Here is a 21,895-nt window from a genome sequence, read left to right as displayed (position 1 = left end):
GCCAGGGATAATTAAGCCGTAGAGCAAGGCAATGCCGCATCCCCGGGCCCCCTCACAGGCGACACGACGGGTGGCATCGCGCTGCGTACCCGTGCTGGCCTCGCTGCTTCTGCTCGGTTGCGGCGCTGGCGATGGGCTGCCCAACGAGCTTTACCTCGGGGTGGAGGTGAACCCCGACGAGAGGATCGACGCCGGGCTGCGCGCCGACACCCTGCAGCGGCTGGGCGGGCTGGAGGCTGGCTACCGCCAGCTCCACCCCAACACCCGCTTTCAGTTCAGTCATTACCCCGAGAAAGAGCTGGAGTGGGCGATCCGGCGCCGCAACCTGGCCGGGCTGGGCCCCGATCTGTTGCTCCTCAACGGGGACGCAGCCGTGCGGATGCTGAACGCAGGAGTGATAGCGCCCTACCCACAAACAGGGGTGGATCTCAACCCATTCGATCCCCAGGTGCTCGATCGGCTGCGCAACCCCTCCGGAGATCTCGCCGGGCTGCCATTGCTGGTGGAAACCCAGCTGGCCTGCTTCAACCGCCGGCGACTGCCCACCGCGCCAGCCACCCTGGAGCAGCTGCTTGACACGAGTGCCAAGGGCCATCCTGTGGGCCTCTCGATGGAGGACTACAACCTCTTCTGGACAGTCGGCAGCCTTGGTGCGGTCGACGCCATCAATACAGCCGCAGCCGGCAGGCAACCCAGCTGGGCCCAGCAGCAGGCGATCGAGCGCTGGCTCACCTGGCTGCAAAACGCCAACATCCAACAGCGCGTCACCTTCTACGCCAGCCAGGCCTCGGCGGAAGCGGAATTCCAGGCGGGCCGCCTCGACTGGTTCCCCTGCCGCAGCGCGTCCATACCGCGGCTGCGCAAAGCTCTGGGGGATGGGCTCGGGGTGGCGCTCCTGCCGGGCGGCGAGTGGGGTGATGCGAGTCCGATCAACAAGCTGCGGGTGTTGGCCCTCGGCACCAATGCCAGCCGCAGCAGCCGCGAGCGGGCCCTGGCCTTCAGCCGCTTCAGCGTGAACCCCCTGAGCCAGAGGAGTCTCACCCTGGGCTCCCAGGTGGTGCTGCCGGCCAACCGCTTCGTGAGGGTGCCGGTGAGCAGCTCGACAGTGCTCAGCGCCATGGTGACCTCGGCCCAGCAGGGCAGCCAAACCAACACCCTGGAGGAGCTGATGCACAGCAACGATCCCCGAATGGCCGAGATCCAGACCCTGCTCACCACGTTGGTGTTTGGAGAGATGCAGCCCACCACGACCGGCCAGAGGCTGGTCGCAATCCTGCGGAACCGGCCATGAGAGAGCTGTTGCTGGAGGTGCTGGGCTGGCTGGGCTATCTGGAGCGGCCCACCGTTCTGCTGCAACTGGCTGTGGCGATCGGGCTGATGGTGTTGCGGCGGTTTGCGGCGCGCCGAAACTGGCTACGCCAGCTGCGGCCACGGGCCTTCACCCCCCTGGCGCTTGTGGTGCTGGCGGCCAGCTGCCTGCTGCTGGCCCTCCTGGGGCTGCCCTACGGACTCAGCGGCCAGCTGGGAGTGCTCTGGCTGGGCTGGTACGGCCTCAACCAGCTGCAGCCGCTGCTGCAACGTTGCCTCGGCGCGAAAACGGCGCGGCAACTCGAGAGCCGCCTGCTGCGACCTGGCTATCTGCTGCTGGCGGCCCTGATGCTGATCACCTCCGTCGACAGCATCAATGATCTGGCCGTGGCCCCCCTGGGCAGCATGCTGGGTGTGCCCGTCGATGCGGGCAAGCTATTCAATGCCGCCCTGATCACCTACCTGGTGCTGGTGGGCTCGGGGCCACCTGCAACGGGCGTGGCCTGGCTGGTGCAACGGGTCCTGGCATCCAGCGATGGCAGCCGCAAAGCCTTGGAGTTGATGCTGCGCTACACCGTGGTGGGCTTGGGCCTGGTGGCCGTGGGGGTGCACCTGGGCCTCAACACCACCGCCCTGATCGCCGTGGCAGGTGGCCTGTCAGTGGGCCTTGGCTTCGGCATCAAGGAGGTGTTCTCCAACTTCATCAGCGGCATCTGGCTGCTGTTCGAGGGCTCCGTGCGCCCAGGAGAAGTGTTGATGCTCGATGGCGATCCCTGTGAAGTTCGAAGTCTTGGACTGCGTGCAACCTTGCTTTGGCGTGATCGTGACAATGCCGAGCTGCTAATCCCGAACCAGACCTTCTTCACGCAGGCGGCCACCAGCTACACCGCTAGCGACCGCATGCGCCGCAGCCAGGTAAGCATTGGCGCCGCCTATCACCACAACCCAGTAGAAGTGATTGCTCTACTCGAGGCCACAGCTCTCGAAGTTGCACGGGTGCTTCCCCAGCCAGCACCCAAAGCCCTATTGCTGAACTACGGCGACTCCGCTATTAATTACTGCCTGCGCTTCTGGATCGCCAACCCGATGGACAACGTGGGCATCTGCAGCGAGGTGAATCAGGCGATCTGGCGGGCCTTCCGCGATAGCAGCATTGAAATTCCTTTCCCACAGCATGTGGAATATTCCATGCAATGGCCACCCGGAGCGCCATCAAACCAATAAATTCACTTAGCAGCAGTCCTAAGGCGATCTACTGTTTTTTCCAGCAGCTCAATCGATACATCCTCTGCCGAATCCAAGTCAGACAGCCCGAAAGGGTTGTCGATATCATCAATCAAGCGCAGGAGTAAAATAACAATAAAGGAAATTACAGCAAGAAAAAAGACAGACTCTGGAAGGCTTTCCGCTCTCGCCATCACCAAGCCCGCGAACAAAAGCACTGCAGCAATGTCCGCCATCCAATAAACAAGAGGCACAAATGTAGTGTCGCGTATGGTCTGCACTCTATTGACCTTGGCAAGTATTACCGCTAAATCCTGCATAAGCCTTCCCCTCAACGTAGATGCGTCGCCCTTGAAATGCACCGCAACACGCACCACGTCTGCATGGGTTTGAGTGTGGCGCGCCAGCATTTGCTCTGTAGTAATCCGCTCCTTCAACCAATCCAGCAAGGACTGGCCAAGCCCAGTTACCGCGGCGAGGGCTGCAGCAATCTGGATCTCGGGGTGATAGACCTGAATTGCACGAACCTCCAAATTAAGCGTCTGAAGACAGGTTGCTAGTTCGGCAGGTATTTTCTCGCTTTCCTTAAAATCAGTGAGCACACCATTCAACAAGAAGCCCAATAAAAAGATCGTCGAGGCAACCATCGCCGAAAACAGCGGATTAATACTTAATCGCTCAAGACCGAAGAAGTGAACCGCAACTTTGATGCCACAAAGCACAAGAACCTGGAAAAAGACGCCACGCACCTTTCGCAAGCGCCTAAGTCTGGCGGCTGAAAACCTAATCAGAGGCAACCTCTTATTTTGACGCGGGGCAAACTTCAAGTTTTTTTCCATTTAGGTAACAATTACAGTCTTCGTCTCCGTTCAGAGGGTGTTGCAGAACACAAGCAGGGGCTCGCCGCTCTGCGCCTTTACTTCGCCTTAACCCCTAAATCTCTGCAAAACCATGATTGAAGCCTTCCTGGTCGCGATCCGCACCAATGAGGATTTGCAACGCCAGTTGCGCAGTGCCACCACGGCGGCTGACCTGGCTGCGGTGGGCGCTCAGGCAGGCCTGACCATCGAACCTGCTGCGCTGGTGAAGGGCTTCGCCCAGTTGCTGCTCGAGAGCGACGACGCCATGTCCGTCCGCAACTTCGACAACCTCGGCTGGGACATGGGAGAGCTGCTATGGGCAGCCAAGACCTGGGAGCGCCCCGATCAGGCCTGAGCGAGCCGGCCCAGGTAGCTCTGATAGCTGCCGGCATTGATCCAGCCGGTAGCGATCGTTTTGGTGTGCTCCTCGCTGACCCTGCCTCGGTGGATGTGGGAAGGGCCAGCCGGAAAGATCACGAGCTTGCCCCGCTCAGCCGGCTCGTGGTGATCCTGCCAATGAAATTCGGTGCCTCCGTTGGGCACGTCGTTGCAATAGAGGATCCAGGCCAGCACCCTGTGTACCGGTTCAGTGGCCTCGTCGCTGATTGTCCAGTCGCAGTGCCAGTGCTTGAAACCCTCACCAGGGGCGTAGCGCTGCAGGTTGAAGATCGGATTCACAAACAGCTCCTGCTCCGGGCAGCACTGGCGAAAGAGGCCACGCTCCTGCAGGTAGCGCTCCAGCCCAGCCGTTACGCCGCGCAGGATCACCTCCGCCAGGGCGAAGGCCTCAGGATCGGAGCGGTCGATGGCCACCAGGCTGATATCGGTGGAAATTTTGGCGGGCTCAGTTTTGCCGCCAGGGCCAAAGGCCACCCCGGGCCGCCGCAGGTCAACGCGCCGCTCATAAAAGGCCATCACCCCATCGGCGAGGGCCTCGAAGCCGGCATTGCGATAGGTAGCTAGCAGGTTCATCGGGAGAGCTCCTGCCAGGGAAGGGCCAGGGCCGCCTCCAACTGCTGCCAGCGCTGCGGCTCCGCCGCGACCCTTGCCAGCAGACCCAGCCGCTCCAGAGCCTCCACCACCCGCCCATGATCCAGGGGGCCAGCAGGCCCTAGGGGCAGCACCAACACCTGGGGCTCGGCGGGATCGGCAAGCACTCGCAGCTCCAAATCCTCCAGCTCGCGCTCAAAGAAAACTCGCCGCATGCGGCCGGTGAGCCCTGGCCCCAGCGCCTCGGCATAGGCCTCCAGCGAGTCACGATCACCGCTGCAACCGCAATTGAGCGCCAACCAGATCAGCAGCTTGGCCCAGCTATCAGCTGTCCAGAGCGGCTGAAAGCTATCACGGTGCTGCCGCACCAACTCGCCAATGGCGAAATCAAACAGGGTTGCCTGCAGGTTGATGGCATTCATGCCTGCCATCCTGCCCAGCTGCCGGCAGACTGCACGGGCATGCGACTGCCCCACCCATGGCCCTCGACTTCAACGACCCCGATTTGGAGTTCAGCGATCTCGTTTACGCCTACCAGAGCTGGGTAATGGCGGTGATCAACGACGAAAAGCTCGGCGGCGAAGAAACCCTGCTCACCGACGAGATCACTGACGACGCCCTCAACGCCATGCGCTTTCTGCCCGGCGAAGTGACCAGCGCCATCGAAACCAGCCTCGCCCGTGTCTACGACGTAGATGCCGACGAACTCGCCAGCCTGCTGTTCCCAGAAGGCTGAAGCCCCCATATGGAGCGCCCCAGAAATGCGCGATGCCGGGTTCGAACCAGCGACATCCTGCTTGTAAGGCAGGCGCTCTACCGCTGAGCTAATCGCGCGGTGTAGGCAAAATACACCCCATGGCTCAGGCCCCACTTCAACGCAAGCTGCGCTGGCAACTGGAGGCCCTCGGGGTGCGGCTGCTGCTGCTGGTGCTGCGGGGGCGCTCCCACAGCAGCATGGGCCGCGGCATTGCCCAAGCCCACCGGCTAGCCAGGCCCTGGCTGCGGCGGCGCCACACCACGGCGATCGCCAACCTGACGCGGGTCTATGGCGAGCAGCTCAGCCAGGGCGAGCGGGAAGCCATCGCCGAGCAGTCGATCAACAGCTTTTTTCTCTCCTGCCTCGAATCGATCATCCAACCGGTTGACGCCTGCTTGATCAGCGCTGAGGGGGAGGGGCTCGACGAACTATTGCGGCTGCATCGCCAGGGCCAGGGGGTGATCGTGGGATCGCTGCACCTGGGTTGCTGGGATCTGGGGCTGCGCTGGCTGAGCGAACAGCTGGACACCCCATCTGTCGTGTACCGCCCCGCCCGCAACCCATACAGCGACGAGCTGCTCAACCGGGCCCGCCAGGCCAACAGCTACTGCAACTGGATTCCCCAGGCCGATGCCAGGTCAATGTTTCGCTGCCTACATCGCGGCGGCAGCCTCGTGGTGATGACCGACCTTTACAGCCGCAACAGCGAAGTGCAGGTCGACTTCCTCGGCCTGAGCACCAACTTCGTCAAAGGGCCTGCGGCCCTTTCGCAGAAATCGGGTTGCCCCCTGTTTCCCGTGGCCCAGGTGCGGGAAGCCAACGGCCACTTTCGGCTGATCTTTGGCGCACCGCTATGGCCCGGCCAGGGTGCCGCTGCCCTGAGCGACCAGCTTGCCGCCGTAGCCCGCTGGCACGAACCCCTGATCCAGGCCTATCCGAAGCAGTACTACTGGATCAACCGGCGCTGGCGAACGGGCGATGGCAGCGGTGAGCGGCTGCGGCCCATCGGCCCACCCGGGCGCTGATCGATGGCCAGCGGCCGCAGCCACGACCGAGCCACCTGGCTCCTGAGCCTCCCCTTTGGGCTGCTGTGGTGGCCCTGGCTGGGGTTAGCGGGGGTGAGCGTGGCCGGCCTGAGCTTTCTGCTAGGTGGCCTGCTGCTCTCCCCCGACCTCGACACCCGCTCCAACCCCACCCGCCGCTGGGGACCGTTGCGGCTGCTCTGGTGGCCCTACCGCAACCTGCTGCGCCATCGCTCCCTGATCTCCCACAGTCCCCTGCTGGGCACCAGCGGGCGCCTGGCCTACCTGGCGGCGCTGCTGCTGGTGAGCTGCCTGCTGCTGCAACCCCTCGGTGGGCCAGCACCCCAGCAGCTCCTGGCCACCGCCCAGGCGCTCTGGCAGGGCGAGCGTCCGCTGCTGCTGGCCGCCCTGGTGGGCCTGGAGGCCAGCAGCTGGCTGCACCTGATCCAAGATGGCGACCCGATGCCGCGCCTGCCCCGCCTGCTGCGCCGCCGCCGCCGCCGATGAACCCCCAAACCCAGACCCCAGCCCCCCTTGAGGCCCTAGCTGAGCTGATCGCCGTGGTGGCTCGCCTGCGCGACCCCGAGGGCGGCTGCCCCTGGGATCTGGCGCAAACCCACGCCTCCCTGGTGCCCTACGTGCTGGAGGAGGCCCACGAGGTGGCCGATGCGATCCGCTCGGGCGACGATCACCACCTGGCGGAGGAACTGGGCGATCTGCTGCTGCAGGTGGTGCTCCACGCCCAGATCGCCAGCGAGGCAGGCAGCTTTGATCTGGCCCAGATCGCTGCAGGCATCAGCGCCAAGCTGGTGCGACGCCATCCCCATGTGTTTGGTGGTGGCGAGCCGGCCAGCTGGGAGGAGATCAAGGCCGCAGAAAAACCCCAACCCGCCTCCACCAGCCCGCTCAGCGATCGGCTGGCCGGCAAGGTTCGCGGCCAGCCAGCCCTAGCCGGTGCCATGACGATCTCCAAGCAAGCCGCCGCGGCCGGCTTCGAGTGGGATGACATGGCAGGGGTGTGGGCGAAGGTGCACGAGGAGCTCGACGAGCTCAAGGAAGCTGTGGCCTCCGGGGATCGCCGCCATGCCCAGGAAGAGCTGGGCGACGTGCTGTTCACCCTGGTGAACGTGGCGCGCTGGTGCGGCATCGAACCGGAAGCCGGCCTGGCGGGCACCAACAGCCGCTTCCTCGATCGTTTCTCCCGGGTGGAAGCAGCCCTGGATGGCGACCTAAAGGGCCGCAGCATCGGCGAGCTCGAAGGCCTCTGGCAACAGGCCAAAGCCGAGATACGCGCTGAAAACACGCCAACGCCAGGCTGCTAAGCCCTGAGCGCAACAGCCTCGCAAGTTCCGTACAACCTGTACAGATTTAGGGACACCCAGCCAACACCTCAGTCCTCCGGCAGCTGAGTACGGGCCCCCCGCTGCCCCTTGATCGCACCACGCTGCTTCTTGGCCGCCAGACGCCGCTGCACTGAACCACGGGTGGGCCGAGTCGCCCGACGCGGTGGTGGTGGCGGCTTGATCGCCTCCTGCAGCAGCTCCACTAGGCGCCGCTGGGCCGCCACCCGGTTTTGCCATTGGGAGCGGTGCTCACTTGCCGCAATCACCACACAACCTTCCACCAGCTTTCCCTCCAGTCGCCCCAGGGCCCGGGCCTTGATCGTGGGCGGCAGCGCCGCAGAGGCCGCCAGATCAAACACCAGCTCCACCCGTGAATCGGTGGTGTTCACGTTTTGGCCGCCGGGGCCGGAGGAGCGAGAAAAACGCCAGGCCAGCTCGGCGGCGCCGATCACCAGCGCTGGGGTCAGCCGCAGATCCGCCGTGGGTCGCAGGGGAGCCATGGATTCAGGGCAGCCAGGAAATCAGGGGAGCCAGGAAATGAGCCTGTCACGGCCAACACACCGGCGATGCGCAAGGCTGGAGACTGCGAAATTTTGGCAATGGGCTGGATCGACGAGGTCTTCGACGGCGTGCGCTACGGCCTGGAGGGCACGGTGGTCGCCGAACAGGATTCAGCCTTCCAGAAGGTGACGATCATCGACAGCCAGCGCTACGGCAAGGGCCTGCTGCTCGATGGCTGCTGGATGACTGCCGAGCGCCAGGAGCGGCACTACCACGAGGCGATCGTGCATCCGGCACTTTGCAGCGCGGCGAGCATCGAGCGGGTGCTGGTGATCGGCGGCGGCGATGGTGGCACCGCCCGCGAGTGCCTGCGCCACGCCGGCGTGCAGCACCTCGACCTGGTGGAGATCGACGGCCTGGTGGTGGAGTGGAGCCAGCAGTACCTGCCCAGCATCGGCGGCGGCTGCTGGATTGACCCCCGCTTCCACCTCACCGTTGGCGACGGCATCGCCTGGGCCGCCAATGCCCCTGAAGCCAGCTACGACGTGGTGATCGTGGATGGCTCAGACCCCGCCGGCCCGGCCGAGGGCCTGTTCAACCGCGCCTTCTTCGAGCACTGCCGCCGCATCCTGCGGCCCGGCGGCGTGTTCGCCACCCAGAGCGAATCACCCGAGGCCTTCCGCCAGGTGCATATCGACACGGTGAAGCTGATCCGTGAGGTGTTCGGCCACGCCGATCCGCTGTATGGCTGGGTGCCCATGTATCCCAGCGGCTGGTGGAGCTGGACGTTCGCCGCCACAGACGGCCGTCGCTATTTGCAGCCGGATCCCGCCCGCGCCGCGGCCGTCGACTGTGGCTGTGAGATCTGGTCCCCCCGCTGGCAGCGCGGCGCCTTTGATGCTGTGCCCGCCGCCATCGAGCGGGAGCTGGGCTGATGTTTGAAACGGATCTCTTTGACCAAGACGGCGCCATTTACATGGGCAGCCAGCGCGACCCCGCCGGCTGCCGGGTGGGTCTGTTCGGCGTGCCCTACGACGGCACCACCTCCTTCCGCCCCGGCACCCGCTTCGGGCCGGCGGCAATCCGCGAGGTGAGCAGCGGCCTGGAGAGCTACTGCCCCCAGCTCGATCGCGACTTGGAGGAGCTGGCCATCGCCGACCTCGGCGCGGTGGAGATCCCCTTCGGCGCCCCCGAGCCGGTGGTGGCGGCCGTGAAGGCCGCCACCGAAGCCGTTCTGGCCCTGGGGCTGAAGCCCCTGATGCTGGGTGGCGAGCACTCGATCAGCTCCGGCGCAGTGGCGGCCGTGGCGGCCCGGCACCCCGATCTGGTGCTGGTGCAGCTCGATGCCCACGCCGACCTGCGCCAGGAATGGCTCGGCGCCCACCACAGCCATGCCTGCGCCATGCGCCGCTGCCTGGAGGTGCTGCCCAGCCAGCAGCTGCTGCAGATCGCCATCCGCAGCGGCACCCGCGAAGAATTCAGCGAGTTGAGGAGCAGCGGCCGCCTGGTGGCCATTGAGCGGATGGCCGAAAGCCTGAAACCCCTGCGCGGCAAGCCCCTCTATCTCACAGTGGATCTGGATTGGTTTGATCCAGCGGTGATGGCCGGCACCGGCACCCCGGAGCCCGGCGGCTTCCTCTGGCGGGATTTCGCAGCCCTAGTGGAGGAGCTGCGCCACCACAACCTGGTGGCCGCCGATGTGGTGGAGCTGGCGCCGATGCTGGATGCCACCGGCGTGAGCAGCGTGCTGGCCGCCAAGGTGGTGCGCAGCCTGCTGTTTCTGCTCGACCGTTAATGCCGAAAGCCGATCAGTAGCAGCAGGTGCCGCTGGTGCGCTGCTCACGCAGGCGCTCGTGCTGCTGGCTGATCAGCAACACCGCCAGAGTCGGGTGGTTGTGCAGCAGGTTGAGGAAGCGCAGGCGATCGAGCCGCAGGATCTCAACAGGGGTACGGGCCACGGCTTCGTTGCGATAAATGCCGTCGCGCCAAAGGATGTCTTGATAGCTAAACAGCTCTCCGGGGCGATAGCAAAGCCTCTCGCCGCTCTCGCCTATCACTTCAATGATGCCGCGGCGCATCCCATAAATCGAGTCGGCCCGGGAGCCCCTGGAAAACACCTTGGAGCCGGTGGGCAGGGTGAGAACTTCGCAATCCACTTGAGCCGCCAGCAGCTCCAGCGAAGTCGTGATCGTTACCGAAGCAACCATGCTCCTCCACCCCCTAATCGAAACCACATGCCCTTAATAGAGCTATACCGCCCCGGGCGCCTAGCTATGGCGAGCACAAAAGCCAAATAGGCCCCAAAACCGGGACAAATTACGGATTTGCTTTAGCTTTTGCCAAAGGCTGATTCAAGGCTGAGCTGCTGGTTCGGCTGGGCTGGTGCTGGTGTCCCCCCAGCTGCTGGCGCCGCATTAATCGCAGGCAGCCGCGGCGGCCGGGCCGTCCAGTGGTGGCACCACAGCTCCAGCGCCAATTCGGGATGGATCGGCAACTGGCGCAGCTGACACCAGCCGAATTCAGCGCCACTGGGTGGGGCGCAATGGCGGCAGCTGCAGCAGCAAGGGCGCTGACCCATCCAAGGGAGAGATCTGGTCTCTTAAGTTATGGACGTTTGGTCAAAGTGGTATCGAATACAGCGAATCTTCCAGGTTCCTTATTGATTCCGCAGGCCTGCATAGGATCCGGCCATGGGTTTAATCCGCACCCCTCTGTTTGAAGCCGCCCAAACCGCGGGTGGCCGGATGGTGCCCTTTGCCGGCTGGGAGATGGCTGTGCAATTTGAGGGCTTGGTGGCAGAGCACCAGGCCGTAAGGCGCCGCTGCGGCATCTTCGATATCTCCCACATGGGGGTGCTGACCCTGCGGGGCGCAGGCGCCAAAGAAGCCCTGCAGGCTCTGGTGCCCACCGACCTGTTTCGCATTGGCCCCGGCGAGGCCTGCTACTCAGTGCTGCTCAACGAGCGGGGCGGCATCCGCGACGACCTGATCGTTTACGACCGCGGCTGGCAGGCGGATGGCCAGTGCCACGAACTACTGCTGGTGATCAATGCCGCCTGCGCCGCAATCGACACGGCCTGGATCCGCAGCCAGCTGGAGCCCCTTGGCATCCATGTTGAAGATCGCAAAAGCGATGGCGTGTTGCTGGCCCTGCAGGGCCCGGAGGCGGCGGCCCGGCTGGAGGAGTTGGCGGGTACCGACCTGAGCGGCCTGCCCCGCTTCGGCCACCGGGAGCTGAAGCTGGCTGGCGCCAGCGCCTTTGTGGGCCGCACTGGTTACACCGGTGAAGACGGCTTCGAACTGCTGCTGAACCGGCCAGACGGCCTGCTCCTATGGGACAAATTGCTGGCCAGCGGCGTCAGCCCCTGCGGCCTCGGCGCTCGCGACACCTTGCGCCTGGAAGCGGCCATGCACCTCTACGGCCACGAGCTGGATGAGCACACCACACCCCTGGAGGCCGGCCTGGGCTGGCTGGTGCACCTGGAAATGCCCAAAGCCTTCATTGGTCGCGAGGTGCTGGAGCGCCAAAGCGCCGCGGGGGTCCAGCGGCGCCTGGTGGGATTGAAGCTGCAGGGCCGCGCCATCGCCCGCCATGGCTACCCGGTGCTGGCTGCCGGGGCTCCAGTGGCTAGTGAGCCGGTGGGGCACATCACCAGCGGCAGCTGGTCACCCAGCCTCGAAGAAGCGATCGCCCTGGCTTACGTACCAGCCAGCGCCGCCAAGCTGGGCACCGAGCTGGCGGTGCAAATTCGAGGCAAGGCCGAGCCAGCGCTGGTGGTGAAGCGTCCCTTCTACAAGCGCTGACGCCACCGGGTGGGACAATCGCCCATTCACTCCGGATCTCAGCATGCGCAGCCACGGATGCGGCGACCTGCGTCACGACGCCAGCGGCCAGGCCGTGCAGCTCTGCGGCTGGGTAGACCGATGTCGTGACCACGGCGGCGTGATTTTTGTCGACCTGCGCGACAGCAGCGGCAGCGTGCAGATCACTGTCGATCCCGACAATGGCGCCGAGATGTTCGCCATAGCGGAGCACCTGCGCAACGAAACGGTGATTCAGGTGGCCGGCAAGGTGCGGGAGCGACCCGCCGATGCCATCAACGACCGACTGGCCACCGGCCGCATCGAGGTGCTGGCCAGCGCCATCACCGTGCTCAACGCCGTGAAGGGCAACCTGCCCTTCCCCGTGTCGGTGCACGACGAGGAGAACACCCGCGAAGAGCTGCGGCTGCGCCACCGCTACCTCGACCTGCGCCGCGAGCGCATGAACAGCAACCTGCGCCTGCGCCACCGCACCGTGCAGGCGATGCGCCGCTTCCTTGAAGACCATGGCTTTATCGAGGTGGAAACCCCGGTGCTCACTCGCTCCACCCCCGAGGGCGCCCGCGACTACCTGGTGCCCAGCCGGGTGTGCGGTGGTGAGTGGTTTGCGCTACCCCAGTCGCCCCAGCTGTTTAAGCAGCTGCTGATGGTGGGCGGCCTGGAGCGCTACTACCAAGTGGCCCGCTGCTTCCGCGACGAAGATCTGCGGGCCGATCGCCAGCCGGAATTCACCCAGCTGGACATCGAAATGAGCTTCATGGACCAGGAGCAGATCCTGGAGCTCAACGAGGCCCTGATCGCCTCGATCTGGAAGGCCGTGAAAGGGGTGGAGTTACCCCGTCCCTTCCCGCGCCTCACCTGGCACGAGGCGATGGCGCGCTACGGCACCGACCGGCCCGACACCCGCTACGGCCTGGAGCTCACCGACGTCTCCGACCTAGTGGCCGGCATGGGCTTCAAGGTATTCAGCGGCGCCGTGGCCGCCGGCGGCTCCGTGAAGTGCATCGCCGTGCCTGGTGGCAACGACGCCATTAGCAACGTGCGCATCAAGCCCGGCGGCGATGTGTTCAGCGAGGCTCAGAAGGCTGGGGCAGGCGGCCTGGCCTTCATCCGCGTGCGCGAGGGCGGCGAGATCGACACGATCGGCGCTATCAAGGACAACCTCACAGAAGACAAAAAAACCGAACTGCTGGCCCGCACCGGTGCCACCCCCGGCACCCTGCTGCTCTTCGGCGCCGGCGATACCGCCACGGTGAATAAGGCCCTCGATCGAGTGCGCCAATTTCTGGCCCGCGAGCTTGGCCTGGTGCCGGCCGACCGTGACAACGACCAGTGGAATTTCCTCTGGGTGGTGGATTTCCCGATGTTTGAGTTCAACTCCGGCGAAAACCGCCTAGATGCCTTGCACCATCCCTTCTGTGCCCCCAACAGCGCCGATCTGGGTACTGATCCCGCCGCCTGGGCCAACACCCTGCCCACGGCCCGCGCCCAGGCCTACGACCTGGTTCTCAACGGCCTCGAGCTGGGCGGCGGCTCGCTGCGCATTCACGATTCGGCCCTGCAGCGCCAGGTGCTGCAAACCATTGGTCTGCCCCTGGAGGAGGCCAACCAGCAGTTCGGCTTCCTGATGGACGCCCTCGACATGGGTGCCCCACCCCACGGCGGCCTGGCCTACGGCGTAGATCGGATCGTGATGCTGCTGGCGGGCGAGGAATCGATCCGCGACACAATCGCCTTCCCCAAGACCCAGCAGGCCCGCTGCCTGATGACCGGCGCGCCTGGCGGTGTGGCCACCAAACAACTAGACGAGCTGCATGTGGCCAGCACCTGGAGCGAAGAAGACGAAAACTGAAAGCCAAAACAAAACGGGGCATTTGGCGCCGCAGCTGCCCAGCGCAGCAACGGTGAAGTACCACTAATCCATTGGGCGTGCCCCACACTCCCACCAGCACCGATCCGGTGCGGCTTTACCTGCAGGACATCGGTCGGGTGGACCTGCTTACCCAGGAGCAGGAGCTCACCCTGGCCCGGCTGGTGCAGCGGCGAGAACAGCTACTGCGCGAGGGCGATCCAGACAAAGACGAACTGTGCAAAGACGAACTGGCCGACAAAGAGCGACGGCTGACCCTGCACCGCGGCAAAAGGGCCAAGGAGCGGATGATCCAGGCCAATCTGCGACTGGTGGTGTCAGTGGCCAAGAAGTACCAGCGCCGGGGCATGGACCTGCTGGATCTGGTCCAGGAGGGCACCTTGGGACTGGAGCGGGCCGTGGAGCGCTTTGACCCGACCCGGGGGTTTCGCTTCAGCACCTACGCCTACTGGTGGATTCGCCAGGGCATCACCCGGGCCCTTGCCAGCCAGAGCCGCACAATCCGGCTGCCGGTGCACATCACCGAGAAGCTCAACCGAATTAAACGGGCCCAGCGTGAACTCAGCGCCCGGCTTGGCCGCCTGCCCTGCGTGGCTGAAATCGCCCAGGAGCTGAATCTCAGCGAAGCGCTGATCCGCGAAACCCTGCTGCAGCTGCCCAAACCCGTCTCCCTGGAGGCCCGAGTGGGCAAGGAACACGATATGCAGCTCGGCGATCTGCTGGAAGATGGCCACGGCACACCTGAGCAGGAACTCGCCCGCGAGCAGCTGCACAACGACCTCGAGGCCCTGCTTGAAGACCTGAGCAGCCGCGAAGCCGAGGTGATCCGTCAACGCTTCGGGCTAGTAGACGACACTCCCCGCAGCCTGACTGAAATCGGCGCTGCCATGCAGCTCTCCCGGGAGCGGGTGCGGCAGATCGAATCTCGGGCCCTGCTGAAACTGCGCCAACCCCAGAATCGCTGCCGCGTGAAGGATTATCTGGGCAGCCTCGACTAACCCAAGCAATCCGGGCTAAAACGCAGTCACTACGGATAAGTCGCCATGGCAACCGACATTGACATCGGCATCCCGGAAGCCCAGCGGCTGGAGATCGCCGCAGGCCTGGGCCGCGTGCTGGCCGACAGCACCGTGCTCTACGCCAAAACCCACGGCTTCCACTGGAACGTCACCGGGCCGATGTTCAACACCCTGCACTTGATGTTTATGGGGCAGTACACCGAGCTCTGGAACGCCCTAGACGCCATCGCCGAGCGCATCCGCGCCCTTGGCTGCCCGGCCCCCTTTGGCGGCGCCACCTATGGCCAGCTCTCCTCAATCGCCGAAAGCCAGGGTATCCCGGCAGCCTTGGAGATGGTGCGCGAGCTGGTCCTCGGCCACGAGGCGGTCGCCCGCACCATCCGCGGCGTCATGGTCACCGCCGATGGGGCCAACGACCAACCCACCGCCGACCTGCTCACCCAGCGGCTGCAGATCCACGAGAAGACCGCTTGGATGCTGCGCAGCCTGCTCGAGGCGTAATCCGCTGGTGCCGCTGGGATCGGCCGGTCGGCGCCCGCTGCGCGGGCCATACCGGCCTCACCGCAGCGGCACCAGCAGACCAGCGAGCCTCCGCAGGCCCGGCCGAGCCTTTCAACACCCGAACCAGGCACCAAGAAGGCATGTGGCTCCTGCGGGGTTGGCTGCGGTGAGCGCGGTGTTGCCCGCGCAGCGGGCGTGACCGCCGAACCCAGCCAGGCCCCGCAGGCGCAAGGGAGCCTTGGAAGGCCCGGTACATTGAAGGGTCAGCTACCGGGATATGAGCAAGTTCGTCTTTGTCACCGGCGGCGTGGTGTCGAGCATCGGCAAGGGCATCGTGGCCGCCAGCCTGGGGCGCCTGCTCAAGAGCCGCGGCTACAGCGTTTCGATCCTCAAGCTCGACCCGTATCTGAACGTGGACCCGGGCACGATGAGCCCGTACCAACATGGTGAGGTGTTCGTCACCGAGGACGGCGCCGAGACCGATCTGGATCTGGGTCACTACGAACGCTTCACCGATACCGCCATGTCGCGCCTCAACAGCGTGACCACTGGCTCGATTTACCAGTCGGTGATCAACAAGGAGCGCCGCGGCGACTACAACGGCGGCACCGTGCAGGTGATCCCCCACATCACCCGCGAAATCCGCGAGCGCATCCATCGGGTAGCCGCCAACAGCAATGCGGACGTGGTGATTGGCGAGATCGGCGGCACGGTGGGCGACATCGAATCGCTGCCGTTTCTTGAGGCGATACGCGAATTCCGGGGCGATGTGGGCCGCCAAGACCTGGCCTATGTGCACGTCACCCTGCTGCCCTTCATTGGCGTTTCGGGCGAGCTCAAGACCAAGCCCACCCAGCACTCGGTGAAGGAGTTGCGCTCAATCGGCATCCAGCCCGATGTGCTGGTGTGCCGTAGCGACCGGCCCGTGAGCGACGAGCTGCGCCGCAAGATAGGTGGCTTCTGCGGCGTGCCGCAGCGGGCCGTGATCCAAGCCCTAGACGCCGACAGCATCTACGCGGTGCCGCTGGCGATGGAGCAGGAGGGGCTCTGCCGCGAGGTGCTCGATGTGCTGCAGCTCAGCAACGCTGAAAGTGACATGGCCCGCTGGCAGGAGCTGGTAACCAAACTGCGCCACCCCGGCCCGGCGGTGAAGGTGGCGCTGGTGGGCAAGTACGTGCAGCTCAACGACGCCTATCTATCGGTGGTGGAGGCCCTACGCCACGCCTGCCTGGATCGGGATGCTTCGCTTGATCTGCACTGGGTATGCGCCGAGCAGCTTGAAAGCCAGGGCGCAGAAGCCCTGCTGGCCGGCATGGATGCGGTGGTGGTGCCCGGCGGCTTCGGCAACCGCGGTGTGGACGGCAAGGTGGCTGCAATCCGCTGGGCACGGGAACAGCAGGTGCCCTTCCTGGGCCTGTGCCTAGGCATGCAGTGCGCCGTGATCGAGTGGGCCCGCAACCAGGCGGGCCTGGCCGGTGCCACCAGCGCCGAACTTGATGCCGACACGCCCCATCCGGTGATCCACCTACTGCCTGAGCAACAGGACGTAGTTGATCTGGGCGGCACGATGCGACTGGGCGTTTACCCCTGCCGGCTAGCTGCAGACACGATGGCTCATCGCCTTTATGGCGACGAAGTTGTATACGAACGCCACCGCCACCGCTACGAATTCAACAACGCTTACCGCAGCCTCTTCATCGAATCGGGCTACACAATCAGCGGCACCTCGCCAGACGGCCGCTTAGTTGAATTAATCGAACTACAGAGCCACCCATTTTTCACAGCCTGCCAATATCACCCAGAATTTCTCTCCCGCCCCGGCAAGCCTCACCCCCTATTTCGCGGCTTGATTGAGGCCGCCCAGCAGCGCCTGCCCAACCAAGCTCATCAGGACTGACTATTTCACCAAACCAACTTGGCAACCGAAATTAACTAGATTTGCTTAAGAGAGTCTGTTTTATCTTTAAATTCTCCAAGCAGAAGTTGCAGGTAAGTTACCTTGCGCAGCTTGATATTGGCCGTAAGTGACATGCCCACTTGCAAAGGCAGGCTCTTGCCAGATTTCAGCTTTAGCTGCTGAGTATCGAGTGCAATCGTGGCTGGGAAGCGATAGGTCTGATTGCGCTCATCTGGGGGCAAAGCATCGGAGCCAATGCCCTTAACGTTGCCAAGCAGCACGCCGAAATCGGTAGCAGGGAAGGAATCGATGCTGATATCGGCAGGGCGACCAACTCGCACAAAACCAATATCGCTGCTCTCAATCTCCACCTTGGCCTGGAGCGCATCAAAGGGAACAATCTTCATGACCGGCTCACTACCTTGGGCAACAAAGCCAGGGCCCGTGGGCTTGAGATCAAACACCACCCCATCCACCGGGGAACGCACATCCTGGTAGCGGATATTGACCTGCAGCTCAGTGAGCTTGCTGCCTAGATCGGCAAGCTCGCCTTTGATCTGCTCCAGAGCCTGCTCGATGATCGCAATTTGACGTAGGCGATCTACCTTGAGCTTGGCGATCTCGCCATCCACCTCACGCACCTTGTTGCGCTGTTGCAAATACTGCAACTCCGCAGAGGCCCCAACTGCCTTGAGGCCCTCAAGCCGCTGCAGGATTTCGGTTTCAAGCACGAGGTTCTGGCGCGTCACCGTCTGCTCGGTGTCGTTGAGGTTGAGATAGCGAGCCAGCTCCACCTCCTTGAGACGCAGCTGGGCCTTCTTAGCGGTGATGGTGGTACGCAAACTCGCCTGACGGTCGATGGTGGCCTCGTTGTCGAGGCGCAGCAGCACCTGGCCCTGGCTGACTCGCTGACCGTCCTTGACCAGCATGGTTTCCAGAACACCGCCCACCGGCATTTGGATGGTTTTGACATCGCCGATCGGCTGGAGCTTGCCAGAGGCGACAACCACCTCGTCGGTTTTGGCTAAGGCAAGCCAGGCCAGGCCAGCAGCTGTGGTGCCCAGCAAGGCCCAGGTGATAGCTCGCGCTAAAAAGCGCGACTGCTGCAGCGCCATCTCCTCATGGCTGGTCTGAACCCGGCGCTCAATAGCGTTTTGGGCGCGGCGCACAATCGACATCAGTTGACCTCCTGCTGGCGGTAAAGGGCGTAATAGCGACCGCGGCGCTCCATCAACTCATCGTGGGTGCCCGTTTCCACGATGGCTCCTTCGTGCATCATCACGATTAGCTCGGCGCGGCGGATGGTGGAGAGCCGGTGGGTAATAAAGAAAACGGTGCAGTGCTTGAGGTTGTCGAGCAAGTTGTCGCAAACGCGGCGCTCGGTGTCGTAGTCGAGGGCGCTAGTTGCTTCATCGAGCACCAGCAGCCGGGGCTGGGAGAGCAGGGTGCGGGCGAGGGCCAGCCGCTGCCGCTGGCCGCCGGAAAGGCCGGCGCCGCGTTCTCCCACAGTGCTGCTGTAGCCCGCAGGAAGCTCCATGATGAAATCGTGGGCGCAGGCCAGACGTGCCGCCTGCACGATCGCATCACTGCTGGCATCGGGATCGGTGAGGGCAATATTCTCTGCCACCGTGCCAGTGAATAGCAGGGGCTCCTGGGGCACGATGCCGATTTGGCGCCGCAGAGAGTAAAGCTCAACTTTGTCGATGTCGTAGTTGTCGATCAGGATCCTGCCGCTACCTGGTGAATAGAGGCGTGCCAGCATTTTGGTGAGGGTGCTCTTACCGCTACCGCTCTGACCCACCACCCCCACAAAGGTGCCGGCGGCGATGGTGAAGTCGATGTGACGCAACACCTGGGTCCCGCCGGGGGTGAAGGAGAAGCAGAGGTCGTCAAAGCGCACCTCGCCGGCGATGGGCGGCAGAGGAATCTTCTGCTTATCAGCCTCGTCTGATTCCTCCGGGGTGTCGACCACATCGGCAAGGCGCTCAAAGGAAACCTTGAGCTCCTGGATGCTCTGCCAGATCGAAGAGAGCCGCAGCAAAGGCTGGGTGACGTAGCCGGAGATGATCCGGAAGGCGATCAACTGGCCCAGGGTCATGTCGCCGGAAAGCACCAAAGAGGCACCCACCCAGAGCACCAGCAGCTGGGAGAGCTTCTGCAGCACCTGGGAGGTTTCGTTAAGGGCCGTACCGGTGATTGTTTTTTCAAAGGTGCGGGAGATGTATTTGCCGTAGAGGTCTTGCCACTTCCAGCGGCTGATCATCTCGACGTTCTGGGCCTTCACCGTCTGGATGCCGGTGAGCACCTCAACTAGGTGGCTCTGGGTGCGGGCGTTCTCCTGGGCCGCATCGCGGTATTGACGGCGGAAGAGGGGAGCCCCCAGCACGGTGAGGCCGATCTGAATCGGCAGCACGCACAGGGCGATCAAGGTGAGCAGCCAGCTGTAGATCAGCATCACGGCGATATAGATCACCGAGAAGGCAGTGTCGAGCAGGGTGGTGAGCGCTTGGCCGGTGAGGAAATTACGGATCTTCTCCAGCTCAGCGATACGGGTACCGAGTTCGCCCACGGGACGGCGGTCGAAGTAATTGAGCGGCAGCCGCAGTAGGTGGTCGATCACCTCGGCGCCTAGGCGCAGGTCGATGCGATTAGTGGTTTCGCTGAATAGGAAGGTGCGCAGGGCGCCGATCAAACCCTCCATCAAGGTCACCACCACCAGGGCAAAGCCCAGCACCTGCAAGGTATCGAGGCTGCGCTGGTTGATCACCTTGTCGATGATCACCTGAATCAGCAGGGGGTTGGCCAGGCTGAACAGCTGCACCACAAAGGAGGCGATCAGCACCTGGGTGAGGATGCCGCGGTAGCGCTGCAAAGCTGGCCAGAACCAGGCAAAACCAAATCGCTGCTCAGGGGTGGCAGAGCTGCGCTCCAGCATCAGCACATCGATGCCATCGGGGAAGGCCTCGGGAAGCTGGTCGGGGGGAATCTCCACCCAACCCTGCCGCGGGGAGGCCAGCAGCAAACCGCGGGCATTGGCGCCCCGCACCACGGCAAACCCGCCCTGCCAGGGGATCAGGGCCGGGGTCTGCAGGCGCGTGCCCTGGTTGGCAGGCACCCGCACGCCGCTTACGTGCAAACCCATCATCGCGGCGAGATTGCCGCAAAGCTGCAGGTCCGGCGTCTGACCACGGCGCAACACATCGCGAAGGATCTTCTCGATCGCATCGCGCCGGAAGGGCAGCTTGAGCTCCGCCGCCAACATCTGGAAACAGGCGAGGGTTTCCTCGAGGGGGCCGTTGCCGCGCAGCAGTTGCAGGGCCGTGCGATCCCGCTGGCCCAGATCAAGGGCTGAAGCTAAAGGTGGATTAGAGCCGCCAGGTTGGCCGGAGCTGCCAGAGCCCTCCGGCATCAGCTCGGCTTCCAGTACTGGAGCTACCGGCGCCAGCAGCTCCGCAGGCAGGGCGATCAGGCGTGGAGGTAGTGGTGGGGTGGCAGCCGGCACACCCTGGCGGGGATTTAGCGCTGCCCCGAGGGGGTGATCGATCAGGTTGTGGCTAGCGGCCAGCAAGCTGAACTCAATCGGCAGGGCGGCTAGGGCCGAAGGCTCAGGCGCAACCAATCGAGCCTGGGGGCGGGCCTGATCCAGCAACTCCTGGAGCGAAGTGCCGGCCTGGGGGTGCTGCTCAAGCAGCAGGGCCAGCAAGGCTGCCAATTCAGCGGTGAATAGGTTTGAGCCACACCACTGGGCAAAGGAGGGTTCGCTGGCCAGCAACTCCAGGATCAGGGAATCGGCCAGCACCAGGGCCTCCACTTCGGAGCCCGCACTTACCTCCTCACAGGGAGCGGCTCGCAACAGGGAGGCCAGGCCCACAAAGCTGCCCGGTCCCAGCTTTTCTGCGGTGCGCAGGCGGCCCTGATCCCGCACCAGCAAGCGAGCTGTGCCCGATTGAAGCAGCAGGATCTCAGAGGGGATCAAGCCCCTAAGGCAAAGGGGATCACCAACAGCAAACTGACGCCGGCTGAGCTGCTGCTGCAAACGCTCGGCGCTGGAGTGAGACAACCCGGCAAAGGCGGGATGGGCAGGCAGCTGCGAAGGGGCGGAATCGTCCATGGAACTCATGATGAGCCTTAGCTGGCCTTCTGGCTCGCATCGGCGGATACGCGTTTCTCCAACAGGGGCCGCAGGTCCACGAGACGTCGTTCAACCTGCTCAGAGATCCACTGCTCGAACAGCTCTTCAGCCATGCGGGCGGCGGTGGCCTCGTCGAAGGTGGCGGAAGTGAGGCTTTCGAGCCGCACCACCAGCCACCAGGATTCGATTTGGAAGGGCTCGAGCACTACGCCAGGTGGAGCGGTGCGCAGTCGATCTACCAAGGCAGGGTGGGCTTGGGTGAGGGGCACCGGGCCCACAATGCCGCGGGTTGCCTGCTCAGGTCCTTCGGCATAGCGGGCGGCTAAATCGGCAAAATTGGCATCGCCATCATCAATGCGCAAATAGAGCTCGCGGGCGAGACCACCATCGCGGAGGCGCAGCAGGCTGTAGACGACACGATCGAGTTGATTCTTGCGCTGCAGAAAGCGAGCTTCCGCCTTGGCGGAAAAGTCGCCCTGACAGAGGAGCTGCAGCTGCAGGGGCTGTCGCATCTGGGCCTCGAGGGCAGCAGGGCTGAGCATGTGGGCTACTGCCCAGGCCTTGAGGGCCTCGGCGTCGCGGATTTGGTGCTGACGACAAAAAGCCTGCCTGGCCGCATCTATTTGCTCATCGCTTAGTGCAACATCGCT

Annotated in this window: 23 protein-coding genes and 1 tRNA gene; 14 read left to right on the top strand and 10 right to left on the bottom strand. The window is 64.0% G+C overall.

All coding sequences use genetic code 11. From position 1 onward, the window contains the following. Positions 1-31: 31 nt before the first annotated feature. Positions 32-1,291 (top strand): extracellular solute-binding protein, encoded by a 1,260-nt coding sequence (locus KBY72_RS08765; RefSeq protein ID WP_254993399.1) that lies wholly within the window; start codon positions 32-34, stop codon positions 1,289-1,291. Then, positions 1,288-2,532 carry a mechanosensitive ion channel family protein gene (locus tag KBY72_RS08760; protein ID WP_254932083.1) on the top strand — a complete coding sequence of 415 codons (1,245 nt, stop codon included), beginning with the start codon at positions 1,288-1,290 and terminating at the stop codon, positions 2,530-2,532. The genes KBY72_RS08765 and KBY72_RS08760 overlap by 4 nt, the downstream gene beginning before the upstream one ends. A gap of 2 nt (positions 2,533-2,534) precedes the next feature. Here the strand turns inward: KBY72_RS08760 and KBY72_RS08755 are convergent, their stop codons facing one another. After that, entirely contained in the window at positions 2,535-3,281 is a 747-nt protein-coding gene (locus tag KBY72_RS08755; protein ID WP_254993398.1) for a hypothetical protein, read from the bottom strand. 202 nt (positions 3,282-3,483) lie between these two features. Here KBY72_RS08755 and KBY72_RS08750 point away from each other — a divergent pair, with 202 nt between their 5' ends. Next, positions 3,484-3,747, top strand: coding sequence for a Nif11-like leader peptide family natural product precursor (locus tag KBY72_RS08750; RefSeq protein ID WP_254961833.1), 264 nt, complete (start codon positions 3,484-3,486; stop codon positions 3,745-3,747). On the opposite strand, the gene KBY72_RS08745 is transcribed toward KBY72_RS08750, so the two are convergent. Both KBY72_RS08745 and KBY72_RS08740 read right to left on the bottom strand, forming a co-directional pair. Then, complete coding sequence (locus KBY72_RS08745) at positions 3,738-4,364, bottom strand: 2OG-Fe(II) oxygenase (RefSeq protein WP_254961832.1); 627 nt, start codon at positions 4,362-4,364, stop codon at positions 3,738-3,740. The genes KBY72_RS08750 and KBY72_RS08745 overlap by 10 nt on opposite strands. Next, complete coding sequence (locus tag KBY72_RS08740; RefSeq protein ID WP_254961831.1) at positions 4,361-4,813, bottom strand: protein phosphatase; 453 nt, start codon at positions 4,811-4,813, stop codon at positions 4,361-4,363. The genes KBY72_RS08745 and KBY72_RS08740 overlap by 4 nt, the downstream gene beginning before the upstream one ends. Positions 4,814-4,860: 47 nt before the next feature. Here KBY72_RS08740 and KBY72_RS08735 point away from each other — a divergent pair, with 47 nt between their 5' ends. Then, complete coding sequence (locus KBY72_RS08735) at positions 4,861-5,118, top strand: hypothetical protein (RefSeq protein WP_254961830.1); 258 nt, start codon at positions 4,861-4,863, stop codon at positions 5,116-5,118. A 26-nt stretch (positions 5,119-5,144) separates the two neighbouring features. Here the strand turns inward: KBY72_RS08735 and KBY72_RS08730 are convergent. Next, a tRNA-Val gene (locus KBY72_RS08730) sits at positions 5,145-5,216 on the bottom strand. Between the two features lie 21 nt (positions 5,217-5,237). Between KBY72_RS08730 and KBY72_RS08725 the strand changes: the two genes are divergently transcribed. Genes KBY72_RS08725 through mazG form a run of 3 tightly spaced genes read left to right on the top strand, consistent with a single transcriptional unit; the run spans position 5,238 to position 7,483 of the window. Next, a complete protein-coding gene (locus KBY72_RS08725; protein WP_254961829.1) occupies positions 5,238-6,164 on the top strand; it encodes a lysophospholipid acyltransferase family protein in 927 nt (308 codons plus the stop codon). A 3-nt stretch (positions 6,165-6,167) separates the two neighbouring features. Continuing rightward, on the top strand, positions 6,168-6,668 hold the full coding sequence (locus KBY72_RS08720; protein WP_106502659.1) for a DUF2227 family putative metal-binding protein: 501 nt from the start codon (positions 6,168-6,170) through the stop codon (positions 6,666-6,668). Next, the gene (mazG, locus tag KBY72_RS08715) at positions 6,665-7,483 is read left to right on the top strand and encodes a nucleoside triphosphate pyrophosphohydrolase (RefSeq protein ID WP_254961828.1); all 819 of its coding nucleotides are present in this window, start codon (positions 6,665-6,667) and stop codon (positions 7,481-7,483) included. Before KBY72_RS08720 ends, mazG begins: the two co-directional genes overlap by 4 nt. Positions 7,484-7,551: 68 nt before the next feature. Here mazG and arfB read toward each other — a convergent pair whose 3' ends face one another. Beyond that, a complete protein-coding gene (gene arfB, locus KBY72_RS08710; protein WP_254932484.1) occupies positions 7,552-8,004 on the bottom strand; it encodes an alternative ribosome rescue aminoacyl-tRNA hydrolase ArfB in 453 nt (150 codons plus the stop codon). A 99-nt stretch (positions 8,005-8,103) separates the two neighbouring features. On the opposite strand from arfB, the gene speE reads away from it, so the two are divergent. Beyond that, positions 8,104-8,940 (top strand): polyamine aminopropyltransferase, encoded by an 837-nt coding sequence (gene speE / locus KBY72_RS08705; RefSeq protein WP_254993396.1) that lies wholly within the window; start codon positions 8,104-8,106, stop codon positions 8,938-8,940. Continuing rightward, positions 8,940-9,800, top strand: coding sequence for an agmatinase (speB, locus tag KBY72_RS08700; RefSeq protein WP_254932482.1), 861 nt, complete (start codon positions 8,940-8,942; stop codon positions 9,798-9,800). The genes speE and speB overlap by 1 nt, the downstream gene beginning before the upstream one ends. Positions 9,801-9,813: 13 nt before the next feature. On the opposite strand, the gene KBY72_RS08695 is transcribed toward speB, so the two are convergent. Beyond that, positions 9,814-10,212, bottom strand: coding sequence for a Crp/Fnr family transcriptional regulator (locus KBY72_RS08695; protein WP_254932481.1), 399 nt, complete (start codon positions 10,210-10,212; stop codon positions 9,814-9,816). Positions 10,213-10,334: 122 nt separating this feature from the next. Continuing rightward, on the bottom strand, positions 10,335-10,583 hold the full coding sequence (locus KBY72_RS08690) for a hypothetical protein (RefSeq protein WP_254961827.1): 249 nt from the start codon (positions 10,581-10,583) through the stop codon (positions 10,335-10,337). Between the two features lie 112 nt (positions 10,584-10,695). On the opposite strand from KBY72_RS08690, the gene gcvT reads away from it, so the two are divergent. The 5 genes from gcvT to KBY72_RS08665 all read left to right on the top strand — a co-directional run bounded on the left by gcvT (position 10,696) and on the right by KBY72_RS08665 (position 17,113). After that, the gene (gcvT, locus tag KBY72_RS08685; protein ID WP_254961826.1) at positions 10,696-11,808 is read left to right on the top strand and encodes a glycine cleavage system aminomethyltransferase GcvT; all 1,113 of its coding nucleotides are present in this window, start codon (positions 10,696-10,698) and stop codon (positions 11,806-11,808) included. Positions 11,809-11,851: 43 nt separating this feature from the next. Continuing rightward, entirely contained in the window at positions 11,852-13,678 is a 1,827-nt protein-coding gene (gene aspS / locus KBY72_RS08680; protein ID WP_254961825.1) for an aspartate--tRNA ligase, read from the top strand. 77 nt (positions 13,679-13,755) lie between these two features. Continuing rightward, positions 13,756-14,694, top strand: a complete 939-nt coding sequence (locus KBY72_RS08675; RefSeq protein WP_254993394.1) for an RNA polymerase sigma factor, RpoD/SigA family — start codon at positions 13,756-13,758, stop codon at positions 14,692-14,694. 45 nt (positions 14,695-14,739) lie between these two features. Then, positions 14,740-15,216: a Dps family protein gene (locus KBY72_RS08670; RefSeq protein WP_254961823.1), complete on the top strand. Its 477-nt coding sequence runs from the start codon at positions 14,740-14,742 to the stop codon at positions 15,214-15,216. A 277-nt stretch (positions 15,217-15,493) separates the two neighbouring features. Then, positions 15,494-17,113: a CTP synthase gene (locus KBY72_RS08665; RefSeq protein ID WP_254961822.1), complete on the top strand. Its 1,620-nt coding sequence runs from the start codon at positions 15,494-15,496 to the stop codon at positions 17,111-17,113. Positions 17,114-17,148: 35 nt separating this feature from the next. Here KBY72_RS08665 and KBY72_RS08660 read toward each other — a convergent pair whose 3' ends face one another. The 3 genes from KBY72_RS08660 to KBY72_RS08650 all read right to left on the bottom strand — a co-directional run. Continuing rightward, the gene (locus KBY72_RS08660; protein WP_254932416.1) at positions 17,149-18,291 is read right to left on the bottom strand and encodes an HlyD family secretion protein; all 1,143 of its coding nucleotides are present in this window, start codon (positions 18,289-18,291) and stop codon (positions 17,149-17,151) included. Next, positions 18,291-21,224, bottom strand: coding sequence for an ABC transporter transmembrane domain-containing protein (locus KBY72_RS08655; protein WP_409995487.1), 2,934 nt, complete (start codon positions 21,222-21,224; stop codon positions 18,291-18,293). Before KBY72_RS08655 ends, KBY72_RS08660 begins: the two co-directional genes overlap by 1 nt. A gap of 17 nt (positions 21,225-21,241) precedes the next feature. Next, positions 21,242-21,895: peptidylprolyl isomerase (locus KBY72_RS08650; protein ID WP_254993390.1), on the bottom strand; the 654-nt coding region annotated here is incomplete at its 5' end.

This window comes from Cyanobium sp. BA5m-21 (assembly GCF_024346235.1).
Lineage (GTDB): Bacteria > Cyanobacteriota > Cyanobacteriia > PCC-6307 > Cyanobiaceae > Cyanobium_A > Cyanobium_A usitatum.
The sequence above is the reverse complement of the archived record's forward strand: the minus strand, read 5'-3'. Positions and strand labels throughout refer to the sequence as shown.